The sequence below is a fragment of the Aeromonas sp. SrichE-2G genome (assembly GCF_017939565.1).
In the GTDB taxonomy this organism is placed as follows: Bacteria; Pseudomonadota; Gammaproteobacteria; order Enterobacterales; family Aeromonadaceae; genus Aeromonas; species Aeromonas taiwanensis.
The window spans coordinates 391,005-405,359 of record NZ_JAGKRG010000004.1; the positions used below are offsets into that span (position 1 = coordinate 391,005).

The 14,355-nt window shown below is 63.4% G+C and carries 10 protein-coding genes; 4 read left to right on the top strand and 6 right to left on the bottom strand.

The window, feature by feature from the left end:
- Position 1 precedes the first annotated feature (1 nt).
- The gene (locus J9885_RS03870; RefSeq protein ID WP_246876790.1) at positions 2-412 is read left to right on the top strand and encodes a hypothetical protein; all 411 of its coding nucleotides are present in this window, start codon (positions 2-4) and stop codon (positions 410-412) included.
- 92 nt (positions 413-504) lie between these two features.
- Here J9885_RS03870 and J9885_RS03875 read toward each other — a convergent pair whose 3' ends face one another.
- Entirely contained in the window at positions 505-1,770 is a 1,266-nt protein-coding gene (locus J9885_RS03875; protein WP_210548151.1) for a RidA family protein, read from the bottom strand.
- 817 nt (positions 1,771-2,587) lie between these two features.
- Here J9885_RS03875 and hchA point away from each other — a divergent pair.
- Positions 2,588-3,451, top strand: a complete 864-nt coding sequence (hchA, locus tag J9885_RS03880) for a glyoxalase III HchA (RefSeq protein WP_210548152.1) — start codon at positions 2,588-2,590, stop codon at positions 3,449-3,451.
- A 101-nt stretch (positions 3,452-3,552) separates the two neighbouring features.
- On the opposite strand, the gene J9885_RS03885 is transcribed toward hchA, so the two are convergent.
- The gene (locus J9885_RS03885) at positions 3,553-4,656 is read right to left on the bottom strand and encodes an anhydro-N-acetylmuramic acid kinase (protein WP_210548153.1); all 1,104 of its coding nucleotides are present in this window, start codon (positions 4,654-4,656) and stop codon (positions 3,553-3,555) included.
- A 197-nt stretch (positions 4,657-4,853) separates the two neighbouring features.
- Positions 4,854-6,167 (bottom strand): peptidoglycan DD-metalloendopeptidase family protein, encoded by a 1,314-nt coding sequence (locus J9885_RS03890; protein ID WP_210548154.1) that lies wholly within the window; start codon positions 6,165-6,167, stop codon positions 4,854-4,856.
- A gap of 114 nt (positions 6,168-6,281) precedes the next feature.
- Here J9885_RS03890 and tyrS point away from each other — a divergent pair, with 114 nt between their 5' ends.
- Positions 6,282-7,481, top strand: coding sequence for a tyrosine--tRNA ligase (tyrS, locus tag J9885_RS03895; RefSeq protein ID WP_134696963.1), 1,200 nt, complete (start codon positions 6,282-6,284; stop codon positions 7,479-7,481).
- A 78-nt stretch (positions 7,482-7,559) separates the two neighbouring features.
- On the opposite strand, the gene ygjK is transcribed toward tyrS, so the two are convergent.
- Entirely contained in the window at positions 7,560-10,040 is a 2,481-nt protein-coding gene (gene ygjK, locus J9885_RS03900; protein WP_210548155.1) for an alpha-glucosidase, read from the bottom strand.
- A 461-nt stretch (positions 10,041-10,501) separates the two neighbouring features.
- The gene (locus tag J9885_RS03905) at positions 10,502-11,758 is read right to left on the bottom strand and encodes an adenylosuccinate synthetase (protein ID WP_134696961.1); all 1,257 of its coding nucleotides are present in this window, start codon (positions 11,756-11,758) and stop codon (positions 10,502-10,504) included.
- Positions 11,759-11,946: 188 nt separating this feature from the next.
- Here J9885_RS03905 and J9885_RS03910 point away from each other — a divergent pair, with 188 nt between their 5' ends.
- Positions 11,947-12,852, top strand: coding sequence for a LysR family transcriptional regulator (locus J9885_RS03910; RefSeq protein WP_210548156.1), 906 nt, complete (start codon positions 11,947-11,949; stop codon positions 12,850-12,852).
- 78 nt (positions 12,853-12,930) lie between these two features.
- Here the strand turns inward: J9885_RS03910 and J9885_RS03915 are convergent, their stop codons facing one another.
- Positions 12,931-14,250, bottom strand: coding sequence for a TAXI family TRAP transporter solute-binding subunit (locus J9885_RS03915; protein WP_210548157.1), 1,320 nt, complete (start codon positions 14,248-14,250; stop codon positions 12,931-12,933).
- Positions 14,251-14,355 lie beyond the last annotated feature (105 nt).

Below are 14,355 nucleotides of genomic sequence, written 5' to 3' on the forward strand. Positions count from 1 at the left end.
AATGTTCAGAATGGCTTGCTCTATAGTGATTGATAGGTCAGAGAGAAAACTGCATATAAATTCTGACTCGTATGATGTGAACCGTATTTCTGATGTGCAGGTGAAGGTACTTACCTGGAAGGATAAAGTGACCAATATGTTATTGCTTGGACTGATCACATCCAGCATTCTCTTCTATTTTATTCCGACGGAAGCGCAGGGAAAGGGCATGACGCTATTTCTCCCCACAGTCGCGTTTCTGTTGGGGGCTGCGATGGCCTTTATCTCCAGTGCAAGGTACGTCCTCAGGCTGGAGTTTAAACACACCGATGAAACCGGTGTGCAATGGATCACTGTCGCCAAGGGCAGAACGGCACTGGAGTATGAGGCCTTTAAATTGAAAGAGGCTGAGCTTAAACAATTCCTTGGATAGGGAGCGCAGCTCCTTGGCCTTAGGGACAAGGTGGATGCCAGATAAAAAGACACCGGCCTAGGCCGGTGTCTCTTTATCGTTAAAGCAAGGTGTTACACCTGCGGCGGGGTGCTTTCCGCATTGGACATCACCGCATCCATCTGGATCAGGGCGCCGGCGGGCAGCTCGCTCACGCCAATCACGGTGCGGGCGGGCAGATAGGCCGGGAAGTATTTGGTGTAGATGGCGTTTACTGCGTCCAGATCCGCGATGTTGGCCAGCTGGATATTGACCTTGACGATATCGTCCATCACGTGGCCGATGCTCTCCACGATGGTCTTGATATGGCCGAGGCACTGGGCGGTCTGTTCTTTGATACAGCCGGTCAGGATCTTGCCGGTGGCCATGTCGACCGGCAGCTGGCCGGCGATATGGTTGTAGTGGGAGAAGGCGACGGTCTGGGTGTGCAGGGGGCTGCGCGGTGCCTTGTCGGTATTGCGGGCGCGGATCACCAGGTTGTGTCTGTCTTCCACCAGCTGGGGCGGGGTGCCATCGCCGTGGGAGATGACCACATCCATCTGCACCCGGGCACCGAGCGGCAGGGCAGAGGCTGCGATCACGCTGCGGGCCGGCAGGTAGGCGACGGCGCGGGCGATGGCGGAGTCCGGGAAGAAGGTGGTGTAGACCTCGTTGACGGCGTCGAGATCCGCCAGATTGGCCAGGTAGACGGTGACCTTGACGATGTCGTCAAAGGGCACGTCGATCCCCTCCAGCACCGCCTTGATGTTGTGCAGGCACTGGGCCGCCTGCTCGCGGATACCGCCGCCAATCAGGGTGCCGGAGGCGGGGTCGATGGGCAGCTGGGCGCCGATGTTGTTGTAGTGGGAGAAGGCGACGCTCTGGCTGGAGAGCGGATCCTGCGGGGCGCGATCGCAGCTTCGGGCGAGCTTGAGCAGGGGGCAGGGCGCCTGGGGGAAGGTGCCTTCGCCGTTGGAGAGCAGGGCGTCCATCTGCACCCTGGCATCCAGCGGCAGGGCGGCGACGGCGAGCACGGTGCGGGTCGGCAGATGGTGGGGGAAGAACTCGCGATAGACGGCGTTGACCGCCTCCAGATCGGCGATATCCGTCAGGAACAGGGTCACCTTCACCATGTCCTCCATGCCGTGGCCGATGCTCTGGACGATGGCTTGGATATTGGTGAGACACTGTCTGGCCTGGGCCTGGATATCCCCCTCGATCACCTTGCCCGTCCTGGGATCGACGGGGAGCTGGGCGGCAATATTGTTGTAGTGGGAGAAGGCCACGCTCTGGGTATAGGGGCCCAGATCCTGTGGGGCGTTGGGGGTATTTCTGGCGGATTTGATGATGGTACCACTCATGGCGATACTCCTTTTTCGTTTTTGATGTAGGGTCAGGCCACGCTTCTCTGCATTGCCGGATACCCGACTGGCGGCGAATCCGACTCGTTTTCTGGCGGCAACCGTTGCCCGTACCCGGCGTAACACGACGGGGAAAAGGAAACATTGCCATCACAATGTCGAGTCTGAATTCGGCGTCGCCAGCGCGGGCGAACGGACGATGGGGAAACATTGGCTTGATATTTCAGACAGGGGGATTCTAGGGGGCGATTATTCTGGGATGCAAACCGGGATCCGGTTTCTATGAGGTGGCTCAACAGAGTGAAATATATTCATTTTGCTATTCAATTCATGGCGGGGATCACAATTAAAGGTGACGGCGATCCCGTTTTTATGTCCGTTCGGAGGCAGATGACCTCTTATTTTTACCGATTACGGTTACAGCGTGTGAATAACAGGTTAATCCCCCTGATGTAAATGCAGGTTATTCACTCTGTTTTGCATAGCTATTTATTTTCAGGTCTGTCGGGGGGCTTTCCATGATGGCAAAAATATGCCTTTTGGGGGCTGCCTTGCCTGCATTGAAATAACATTCAGCCCCTCTGCATGGCAGCAAATCGACATGGCAAGAAGAGGGGCCGTTTATCGCCTGTTGCCGTGGCAAGCCAGTCAGGTTGCCGCCCGGGTTATGCCATATATTTTCAGCGGCGCGAATGCACCCTGAAGGCACCGGCAGAGGGCGCCGGAGAATGGCAGGAGTGAGGGATGGCTCCCGGTTGCCAGGCCCCCGACGGTCAATACTGTGTGAACGAGTCAACCCAGGATGGAGAGCAGTCCCATGACCGACAAGCCGAACGACGACAAGCAGCCGACCCCGGATCCGGCTGAACAGAATGCCTTTTTCCCCTCACCCTATTCATTGAGCCAGTTCACCTCGACCAAGTCGGACCTTGAGGGGGCCGACTATCCCGCGCCTTACCGTGGCGGCCGCTGGAAGATCCTGCTGATCGGGGCCGATGAGCGCTACCTGCCCACCGACAACGGCACCCTGTTCTCTACCGGCAACCATCCGGTCGAAACCCTGCTGCCCATGTATCACCTCGACAAGGCCGGTTTTGCCTTTGACATCGCCACCCTGTCGGGTAACCCGGTCAAGTTCGAGTGGTGGGCCATGCCGACGGAGGATGAGGCGGTCGTGGGGCTCTATGGCAAATACCAGGAGCAGTTTCGCCAGCCGGCCAGACTGGCCGATCTACTGGTGCGGGCGCTGGGCCCCGAGTCGGACTATCTCGGCGTGTTTATCCCCGGCGGGCACGGTGCCCTGATGGGACTGCCCGAGAGCCGCGAGATGAAGGCGCTGCTGGAGTGGGCCATGGCCAACGATCGCTTCATCATCACCCTGTGCCACGGGCCGGCGGCCCTGCTCGCGGTGGCCAACCCGCAGACCTTTGCCGGCTACAAGATCTGCGCCTTCCCCGACGAGCTGGATGCGCAGACCCCGGCGATCGGCTACATGCCGGGCCACCTCACCTGGCGTTTTGGCGAGCGGCTCAAGGGGATGGGGTTCGAGATAGTCAACAGCGGCATCTCGGGGGAGGTGTGTCGGGATCGCAATCTGCTGACCGGCGACAGCCCGCTGGCGGGCAATCCCCTCGGCAAGCTGGCCGCCACCACCCTGCTGGAAGCGGTGAGCCGTCGATAGCATCACGCCCTTGCAAGAGGGGCTGGCAGAACAGGCAGGTAATTAAAGAGCAGGGCCGTCGAGTGACGGCCCTGCTCTATTGGGTCTGGACCAGGCCTGGCTCAGGCGGGATAGAGAGCGCCCAGCACGGCGGGGCGGCTGGCACCGGTGACGGCCGGCAGGTTGCCGGGCTGGCGGTGGATAAAGCGCTGTGCCAGCCAGGCAAAGGCCGCCCCTTCCATCCAGTCGGGGGCAATCCCCAGCTCGGCCGTGTTGGCGATGTGCCAGCGGGGCAGCAGGGTGGCGAGCTCCGCCAGCAGCGGCGCGTTATGGGCGCCGCCGCCGCAGACATAGAGCTCGGGCCGGCTCTGCGCATCCGCCAGTGCGGGCAGCTGGCGGGCGATGCTGTGGCAGGTGAGCGCCTGCAGGGTGCGCTGCACATCTGCCGGGGCATGAGCGTGACCGGCCAGCTCGCCATCGAGCCAGTCGAGGGTAAACATCTCGCGCCCCGTGCTCTTGGGGTGGGGGGCGGCGAAGTAGGGGTGGGCCAGCAGCTGCTCCAGCAGCGCAGGGAGCAGCTTGCCGCTGGCGGCCCACTGACCGCCGGCATCATAGCTGGCACCCTTGGGGTGGTGGCGGCGATACCAGCCGTCGAGCAGGGTATTGGCCGGGCCGGTATCAAAGCCATAGACGCCATCCGCCTGGCCCGGCAACACCGAGATATTGGCGATGCCGCCGAGGTTGAGCACCACCCGCAGGGCACCGGGGCGGGCGAAGAAGGCCTGATGGAAGGCGGGCACGAGCGGGGCCCCCTGGCCGCCGAGGGCCATGTCCATGGTGCGAAAATCGGCCACCACATCGATGCCGGTCAAGGCCGCCAGCAGAGCCGCGTTGCCGATCTGCAGGGTAAAGCCGAGCTGGGGGCGGTGACGTATGGTCTGGCCGTGGCTGCCGATGGCACGAATATCGGCAGGCACGAGGCCGGCCTTGGCGAGCAGGGCCTGAGTGGCGGCGGCAAACTCGCGGGCGACCAGGTTGTCGGCCACCCCCATGCGGTCGATCTCGTTGTCCCCCGGGGTGCAGAGGGCGTGCAGCTCGTGAGCGGTGGGCCAGGGGTGGCTGAGGGCCGCTTCGACCTTGAGGTGCTCTCCGTCGATGACCACCAGCACGGCGTCAATACCATCCATGCTGGTGCCTGACATCAGTCCGATATAGCGCTCACTCATGACTTAACCCCTTCAGTGGTGCAGGGAGCCCGGGCGATACCATGTTCTGTCCCAGTTCTGGTCCCCGACATCAATCCGATATAACGCTCGCTCATCTCATCTCCCCTGTGTCGTCTTCAGCCAGCGGCCCAAGACGCGAGATAACAATCCGGGGGTCTTGCCCCTGGTATCCTGGTTCCAGGCCACCCAGCCTGGGCTCAACTGCCGTTGCTGTCCCGCTTGTTCTGGGCCAGATGCAGCTCTGCGCCGTCGAGCTTGGCGAGCTGGGGCATGGCCTGGGCCTTGAAGCTGGCCAGTTCCCGTCCGCCGAGGGACTCTGCCTGGGGCAGGGTGAGGGTGCGGGGATTCTTGTGCACGCCGCCCACCACGAATTCATAGTGCAGGTGCGGGCCTGTCACCCGGCCGGTGCCGCCGAGCAGGCCTATGGTCTGCCCCTGCTTCACCCGCTGCCCCTTGTTGACGGTGCGTTTGGAGAGGTGCAGGTACTTGGTCACGTAGTTGCCGGCGTGCTTGATGAAGACGTAGTTGCCGTTGAACTGGTTGTAGCCGGCGGCCACCACGCTGCCGCCACCCGCCGCCATGATGGGGGTGCCCACCGGCGCCACGTAGTCGATGCCGTTGTGGGGGCGCACCTTGCCGGTGACCGGATGCAGCCGGCGAGGGTTGAAGTTGGAGCTGATGTATTTGAAGTTGACCGGCGCGCGCAGGAAGCTCTTGCGCATCGCCTTGCCTTCCGGCGTGTAGTAGTTGCCATCCCCGTTCAGCACGGCGCGGTAGGTGGCACCCTGGTTGACGAACTCGGCAGCCAGGATATCGCCGGAGGCGACCCGCTCGTCATCCTGGTATTTCTCTTCATAGACCACCCGGAAGCTGTCCCCCGGCTGCAGGTCCTGGGCGAAGTCGATGTCCCAGCCGAAGATGGCGGCAAGATCCATGATCTGATCCTCGGTCATGCCAGCGTCCACTGCGGCCCCCCAGAAGCTGGAGCGGATCTCCCCCTTGGCCACCTGTTCGCGGGTGTCGAGTTCGAGCCGCACGGGTCTGGCCACGAAGCCCTCGTCCTTGCGGCTCACCTTGAGCGCCTGCTCCAGACTGTGGGGATAGTAGAGGCTGTGCAGCTCGCCGCCCTTGGTGAGCTTGAAGGTGAGCTCCTGGCCGGGTTTGAGCATGCGCAGGGGATCGGTGCCGGCGAGCTGATCGATGAGGTGCAGATCCGTGGTGCTGAGGCCAAGGCGCTGGAAGATGACCCCCATGTTGTCGCCGCTGCGCACCTTCACCTGTCTGGTGAGGTAGCTTGGCTTGGGCGGGGTGACCACGGGCTCGGCGCGGGCCAGCAGCGCCTCCTCGTCGACCTGCTGCTCGATGGCCAGCTCGTTGCCGTTGTCATCGACCCGGGTGGCGACCGCCTGCTCGCTCGGCCAGGCTGCCAGCATCATGATCAGAATGCTCAGGATAAGCACCATCTTGCGGTGCCAGGTGGGAAGAGAGTTGAAGGCGTGCCAAAGGACCATGAGAAGCAGACGACGTTGAATCCATAAGAAGGTCGGAGTTTACCGCCTTTCCAATTGGCCTGCCATTCCAGTAATATGTCTGGCCCTGTGGAATCGTGATTGGAGAGTCAAAAAATGTCCCAGCTCGAGGTGGCGCTAGCCGAGATCAAGCGCGGAGCGGAAGAAATTCTGGTAGAAGAAGAACTTGTCGCCAAGTTGAAGGAAGGGCGCCCGCTGCGCATCAAGCTGGGGATGGATCCGACCGCTCCCGACATCCACCTGGGTCATACCGTGATCCTGAACAAGCTGAAGACCTTCCAGGATCTGGGTCACGAGATCATCCTGCTGATCGGCGACTTCACCGCCATGGTGGGGGATCCCTCCGGCAAGAACGCCACCCGTCCGCCCCTGTCCGAAGAGGCCATCAAGCACAACGCCCTCACCTATGCGGAGCAGGCGTTCAAGATCCTCGACCCGGCCAAGACCCGCATCGAGTACAACTCCACCTGGCTGAGCGAGCTGGGTGCGACCGGCATGATCAAGCTGGCGGCCAAGCAGACCGTGGCCCGCATGATGGAGCGCGACGACTTCAAGAAGCGCTACAGCAACGGCCAGTCCATCGCCATTCACGAATTCCTCTATCCGCTGCTGCAAGGCTATGACTCGGTCGCGCTGAAGGCGGACGTCGAGCTCGGCGGCACCGACCAGAAGTTCAACCTGCTGATGGGCCGCGAGCTGCAAAAAGATGCCGGCATGGCGACCCAGTGCGTGCTGATGATGCCGCTGCTGGTGGGTCTGGACGGCGTCAAGAAGATGTCCAAGTCCGCTGCCAACTACATCGGCGTGCACGACGCCCCGGGGGAGATGTTCGGCAAGATCATGTCCATCACCGACGATCTTATGTGGAACTACTACGAGCTGCTCTCCTTCCGCCCGCTGACTGAAATTGAAGGCTTCAAGGCGGGCATTGCCGCCGGCACCCTCAACCCGCGGGACGTGAAGATCTGGCTGGCCAAAGAGATCATCGCCCGCTACCACGACGAGGCGGCAGCCGAGGCGGCCCACGAAGACTTCACCCAGCGCTTCTCCAAGAACGCCATTCCGGACGAGATGCCGGAGGTCGAGCTGGCCTTGGAAGGGGAAGGGCTGGCCATCGCCAACCTGCTCAAAGACGCAGGTCTCGTGGACACCACCTCCGAAGCGCTGCGCATGATCAAGCAGGGCGCGGTGAAGGTTGATGGCGAGAAGCTGGACGATGGCAAGGCACTCATCGGTGCCGGTACCGCCGTCTACCAGGTCGGCAAGCGCAAGTTTGCCCGGGTGACCGTCAAGTAAGTCGTCACCTCTGGCGCCGCCATAAGAAAGGCCTCCCTTGCGGAGGCCTTTTTGTTGGCTCATTGCTGCTGATAGGGATCAGCCCTCTGTTTTCAGGAAGTTGCGATAGAGCATGTAGAGGTGGGCCGAGCTCCAGCTAAAGTTGCTGGCCCCCTGCATGGCGCCGGTCTCCGGGTTGTAGTTCTCGCGGATGGGGCCGCTGCCCGCCAGCCCCTCGGCGTTGGCAAACAGCTTGTTGACCAGCATCTGGGCATCGCTTCGATAGCCGTAGTTCTCCAGCCCCTTCACGCCGAAGTAGAACTGATCCAGCCAGACCCGGCCGCGCCAGTAGATGTCGGGGTCGTAGGCCGGGTTGGTCAGCGCCGCCGTGCCGAGCGGCACCCTGGTGTTGAACTCCCGGGCATTGAGCATCACCTCGCGCACCCGCGCCGCCTTCTCCTCGTCCGCCACCTCGGCCCAGAGCGGGCTCCACCCTTCCGGGCCACGGCCGCGGGCGGTCAACAGCTTGCCGACGCAGCCGTTGGCGTCGGGCAGATCCCCCTGGGCTATCTGGCGGTCGTAATAGAAGCCGGAGGCCTCGTCGAACAGGCAGCTGTTGATGTAGCCCGCCAGCTGGGTCGCTCCTTCGCGGTAGCGGCTCGCCTCGTCCGGCTTGCCGAGCAGCTCGGCCATGTCGGCCAGGATGCGTTTCTCCTTGGCGAGGAAGGCGTTGAGCTCCACCGACTCCTGATCGATGGAGAAGCCGATGAGTTCGCCATCATCCCGGTGGTTTTCGAAGAAGAAGACGTTCCAGTCCTGACGCGCACGGGCCAGGTCGCCGCCATAGGTCTTGTCGGCGTAACGCTGCAACTGATCCTGCTCGATAAAGCCGAAGCGGGCGGCGTTGTCCATGCCGGACTCCCAGCCGGCGCCGTGCTGGGCACCGATATCCATGTCGGCGTAGCCACCGACACTCAATACCTGCTGGTAGAGCGCCATGCCGGCGCAGCCATACCAGCCATCCCCCTCGTTGGTACAGCTCGACAGATCCAGACCGGCCGGCACCCCTGCCGGGTACTGCACCTTGAAGGTGATGTTGCCGAACTCGTCGTTGTGCTCGACGTGGCGGGTGGCGCCGTATTCGATGATGCCGTTGCGGTTGTTGTCCCGGGCCCGGTACCACCAGTCGTGATAGGCCCGGATCTTCGGATACATCTCGGCGATGAAGGCCTTGTCCTTGGTGGCGCTGTAGATCTCCCAGATGGCCCAGGCGGAGAGGGGCGGCTTGGTGTCGCGCTCGTTCCAGTTGCCGCCGTCGCCACCCCGATCGGCGAGCTTGTTGTAGAAGACGGCGTCGATCACCATGCCGGCGTCCTGGGGGCGCACCGGATCATCCGCCTGGATCTGGTAGTCATACATGGCGCGCACGTTGTTCTTGGCTACCTCGGGGTTGAAGTGGGCCATGGCGTAGGCGTGCTTCCAGCTGTCCCAGGCCCAGACCCCGTCGAACCAGCGGGCGGTGTTGGAGGGGGTCACCCCGTCGTGCAGGATGGCGCCTGCCGGCGAGCGCCAGTTGCCGTTGAGGGTCTCCATCGCCTTGACCGCGATGCGACGCTCGGACTCCGGGATCCCCTGGTTGGAGAGGCCGCGCTCGAGGTAATCCTCCCAGCGGCGGATGGAGTCATCGAAGTAGTCGGCTGGCCTGGCCAGGAGCGCCTGGCGGCTCTGCTCGAAGCGGCTTGCCTCATCGCTCGAGTGCACATAGCTCTGCAGGGTGTAGATGTCCTGCTGCCCCTTGGCGGCCAGGGTGAGGCTGGCCTCGCTCACGTAGCCAAGCCCCTGCTCGTCGAGGGTGGTGCGGCTCGGCAGGGTGCGATCGATGCGGTAGCTGGCGCTGCCGCCTTGCATGATGTTCCAGGTGCTGCGCAACTCGCCAAACTGGAACGCCACACCGCGTTCGCTCTGGCTGAGGGTGCGGGTCCAGTCGGGGTACTTGCTGGCGACCGTATTCTTGGCATCCCACTGGTTGAGCAGAGCCCCCTGCCAGTTGAGGGTCAGAGTGAGCGGCGCATCCTGGTGGTTGATGAGGCGGGTACGGATGATGGCGGTGCGGGCATCGCCGTAGCGCAGCTCCAGCTCCAGGGTGAAGGGCTCGAACTCGAAGCGTTGCACCAGGGCCCCCGGGATGGCATGGATGTCGTGGCTGCTGGCGCTGGTGAGCGGGAAGGCGCGGCCGCTCTCATCGCTCAGGGTCAGCTTGTCCAGCTCGCTGGCGAAGAAGAGGCTGTATTCCTCCGAGATGACCATGGGGCCGGTGAAGCCGCCCCACTCGCTGTCGCTGGCGGGCAGCAGGAAGCCGTGCCAGGCACCGAGGTCCAGCAGCGGGTTGTATTTGAGGTTGGAGTAGCTGTCAAAGTCACGGAACTGGCGCGGGGTGCCGCTGCGGTCGATCACGTCCTTGTACTGGTTCGCCAGGGTGGCGCTGGGGGCGGCCGGGCTGCTGGATTCATTGCCGTTGCAGGCGGTGAGGCCAAACAGGGCAACGCCCAGGGCGACTGAAAGTAAACTTTTACGAAACATTACTCACTCCAATGATCGTTTGTAGGTTAAGGAAGGTGTTTTTTTAGTTCTGTTTTAGTGAAAACATTTTTGCGTGAGCCATTTTAGGGCAATTTCACGGGGTGTTTGGGAGCTGCATCACGGTATTCAGAGCCGTGGTGTGAGCCTGATCACCCGGTTACACGGAGTTACATGGATTTTTGTTTTAGTAACTATTTACTTTGGCAGTGAGCAGTGAGCAGTGAGCAGTGAGCAGTGAGCAGTGAGCAGTGAGCGGTGAGCGGTGAGCGGGGCAGGGGGGGCCGGTGTGCCGGCATGGACAAGGGAGCTGGCCGATCCTGGCTTTAAGCGGATAGCTGTGCAGTGAAGGGCTTGGGAGGTCGTCACTGCGATCGCGCGACGGTCGGCGGCAAAAAGGCGGGCATAAAAAAACCGGCATCAGGGATGCCGGTTTTGGTGTAGCAGAGAGAGGTTAGGGCGGCTTAGCGCAGGATCATCTCGTCACGGCCCGGGCCGACGGAGACCATGGGCACCGGCACGCCCAGCAGGGCTTCGATGCGCAGCACGTAGTCCTGGGCCGCCTTGGGCAGCTCGGCGAAGGTGCGGCAGCCGCTGATGTCTTCGCTCCAGCTCTCCATCTTCTCGTAGACGGGGGTGAGGGCGGCGGTCTGCGGCCAGATCGGGTTCTCGGTGTGAGCGCCTTGGTAGGCCACGCAGATCTTCAGATCCGGCAGACCGGTCAGGCAGTCCAGCTTGGTCAGGGCCACTTCGGTGGCGGCCTGCAGCTCGACGCCATTCTTGGTGGCGACGGCGTCGAAGTAGCCGACGTCACGGGGACGGCCGGTGGTGGCGCCGAACTCGTTGGTGATCTTGCGGAACTCGTCCTGGTTCTCCATGGCGGTCAGCAGGGTGCCGGTACCGACGGAGGAGCTGAATGCCTTGGCCACGGCGATGACGCGCTCCGGGCGCAGGCCCGGCAGACCGCCACCGATGCCGGCGTAGGCGCCAGACACGTGGGAGGAGGTGACCCAGGGGTATTCGCCGTAGATGAGGTCACGGCCGGCGCCCAGCTGGGCTTCGAACAGCAGGGTCTTGCCTTCGGCCTGCAGGGCCTTGAGGGGCATGCTGACGTTGCAGACGGCGTCCAGCCAGGGAGCGGACACTTCCAGCAGCCAGTCGGCCATTTCCTGGGCGGTCTGGGTGAATTCGAAGTCGGGATAGAGAGCCTTCATCTGCGGCAGTTTCCAGTCCAGCATGAACTGGATGCGTTCCACCAGCACGTCCGGCTGTTTCAGCCAGCCCACCAGGATCGCCTTTTTCATGACCCGATCACCGTAAGCCGGGGCAATGCCCTGACGGGTGGAGCCGTAGGCGCCGTCGCCCAGGCGTTGCTCTTCCAGGGTGTCTTCCAGTGCGTGCAGCGGCAGGCACAGGGTGGCGCGGTCAGAGATGGCGAGCTTGGGCGTGACGCCGGAGGCCTTGACCTCTTCCAGCTCGACGGTCAGCTTTTCGGGGCTGATCACCATGCCGGGGCCCAGCACGACCAGGCAGTCCGGGTTGAAGACGCCGCTCGGCACCTGGTGCAGCTTGAAGGTGCCCAGATCGTTGACCACGGTGTGGCCGGCGTTGTTGCCGCCCTGGAAACGAATGCTGGCGCCAGCCTGGCCTGCCAGATAATCGACGATGCGGCCCTTGCCTTCATCACCCCAGTTAGCACCTACGACTACGATAGACGACATGACTCTTTCTCCTAAGACGTTAGGCGATCATCCTAGGAGGCCGGGGCGGATTAGAAAAATTAATTATCTTTATAATTCCGATAAGAGAGTCATATAATTGTGGTGTATTTATCGACACCATGCCCGCTTCGGGAGGCGTCCCTCCCCACTGGGCGGCGCCCCGGGAGCCGGGGTAGAAGAGGATCCCCATGCTGGACATTCACTGGCTACATACCTTCGTCACCCTGGCCCGGCTGCAGCATTTCGGCCAGACCGCCACCGAGCTGCACATGACCCAGCCCAACGTCAGCCTGCACCTCAAGAACCTGGAGCAGGCGACCCGGGTCAAGCTGGTGGAGCGCAGCCCGTTTCGCCTGACCCAGGCGGGGGAGCGGCTGCTGCAAAGCGCCGAGCGCGCCATCAACGAGCTGCAGCTCTGCCAGTCCGATCTCAATGCCCTGAGCCAGCTGAGTCAGGGGACGCTCGCCATCGCCGCCAGCGACATCATCTCGCGCCTGCTGCTCATCCAGCCGTTCCAGCGTTTCAAGCAGGCTTTTCCCGGCATCGACCTCACCCTGTTCAACACCACCTCGGATCAGGCGGCGGATCTGGTGCGGGCGGGCAAGGCGGATCTCGGCTTCGTGATGGCGCAAAAGCGCAGCGAACCGCTCTTCTACACAGAGCTGCAGCAGGTGACCTGGTGCGCCCTGGGCCACGGCCTTGGCCGCTGGCAGGCGCGGGCGAGCTCGGGGGAGAGAGATCCCCTGGACGAACCCACCCTGATCCTGCTGGGCCACGACACCCGGACCCGGGCACTCATCGACCCCTCATTGCCCCTGCTCGGCCTGCCGAGCTGCCGCATCATGGAGGTGGGCAGCGTGGATGCCCAGCTCGACTGGGCGGAGGCGGGCTTCGGGGTCGCCATCGTGCCGGACTTCTCCCTCCACCCCAGGCTCAAGCTGACCGCCCCCGTGACCCGGCTCACCGACTTTCCCGGCACCAGCCTGGGGTATGTGGTGCGCCAGAACCAGGTGCTGTCGCGGGCCATCAAGCAGTTGCTGCACTGGGTGGAGGAGGAGATCCAGAGCCCGGCCCTGCTGCCAGCCGTCAATTGACGCCGCAGCCCGGCTCGTCGCCGAAAAGAGAAGAGGCCACCCAGGGGTGGCCTTTTCTCTTTTCGTTTCGGGTGCCCGTCACTGGGCGGGCGTTTCCTTCACCTCGACGGCGCCGCTGGGCGTGGAGGGAAGTGGCGCCGTCTGGCCGGTCGCGCCTGCTGCCGACGGGGTCTGGCCTTCGGCGGCGGGCAAGGCACCCGGCGTCAGCACGGCGCTGCCCCGGGCCGGGCTCCCGGTCAGGGCCGGTGCCGTGTCTGTGGCCACCGCGGCCGAGCTCGCCGGCAGGGTGGCGCCGGCGGGTTGCTCCGGCCGGGTCTCGGCGCCTTCCAGCGGGGTGGCCGCACTGGTGGGGGCCGGGGAGTCGGTGGGCAGGGCTCCCGAGGTGGCCTGGGCTCCGGATGCCGTGAGCGCATCCGGCTGCAACATGGGCGCCGGCGCGGCATCCAGCATGCCCGGGTGGAGCGGGGCGAGTTTCCCGGCCTGCATTCCCTCCCAGGTGAGGGTCGTGAGGGCCGGGTGCAAACGGGTGAACTGCTTGAGGCGCTCGTTCAGCACGTCGCGCAGGGTGCGCACCTCGGTCTCGGGCAGGCTGGCCAGCGCCACCAGCTCGGCGGTGACGGCGAAGGTGCTGACCGCACTGGTCTGCCCCGGATAGAGGTTGGCGCCGATGCGGCTGCGCTCATAGTAGGGATACTGCTTGAGCAGCCTGTCTATCTGCTCCCCCTCGATGGGGATGAGGCGTGCCTTGCAGCGACCGGTCAGGTCGCCGATGGCCTGGTTGGGGTGGCCGGCGACCACGAAGGCGGCGTCCAGGGTACCGTTGCAGAGCCCTTCTAGCCGGTTGCCGGGCGTGCTCGGGGGGGGCGGCATGAAGCTGGCCGGCTGCCAGCCCATGGCGTCCAGGAGTGCCAGGCTGGTGACCTTGTCCCCCGAGTTGGGGGCGCCGAGTTCGACCCGCTTGCCTTCGATGTCTGCCAGGGTGGTGATGTTGCTGGTGGCGCTGGCGAGCAGGGTCAGGGACTCCTGATGGAGTCGCAACAGGCTGCGCAGGCGATCGTCAGGAGCCTGGCCCGCGAAGGGGCCGCTGCCCTGTACCGCGTGATGGAGCACATCCGACTGCACCAGGGCCAGTTGAATATCTCCCTTGGTGAGTTCGGCCAGATTGGCGAGGGAGCCCGAGGTGCTCTGCACCGTGCAGTGCAGGCCGTGACGATCGCTCTCTTCGTTGAGCAGGCGGCAGATGGCGCCACCCGTGGGGTAGTAGACGCCATTGAGCGCCCCCGTGCCTATGGTGACATAGGCGGGGGCGGCCAGAAGGGGCTGGGCCAGCATGGCCGCCAGCCAGGGGAGGGCGATGCGTGACAGGCGCAGCAGGGGAAAGAGGGCGAATGGGCGCATAGTGAACCAAAACCGTGGCTGAAAAAAAGGATGAGCCAGGCTCATCCCGTCATAGGTCTCATCTTATCTGCATCGGATGGGAACCTGAATGATTTTTGCCATCTG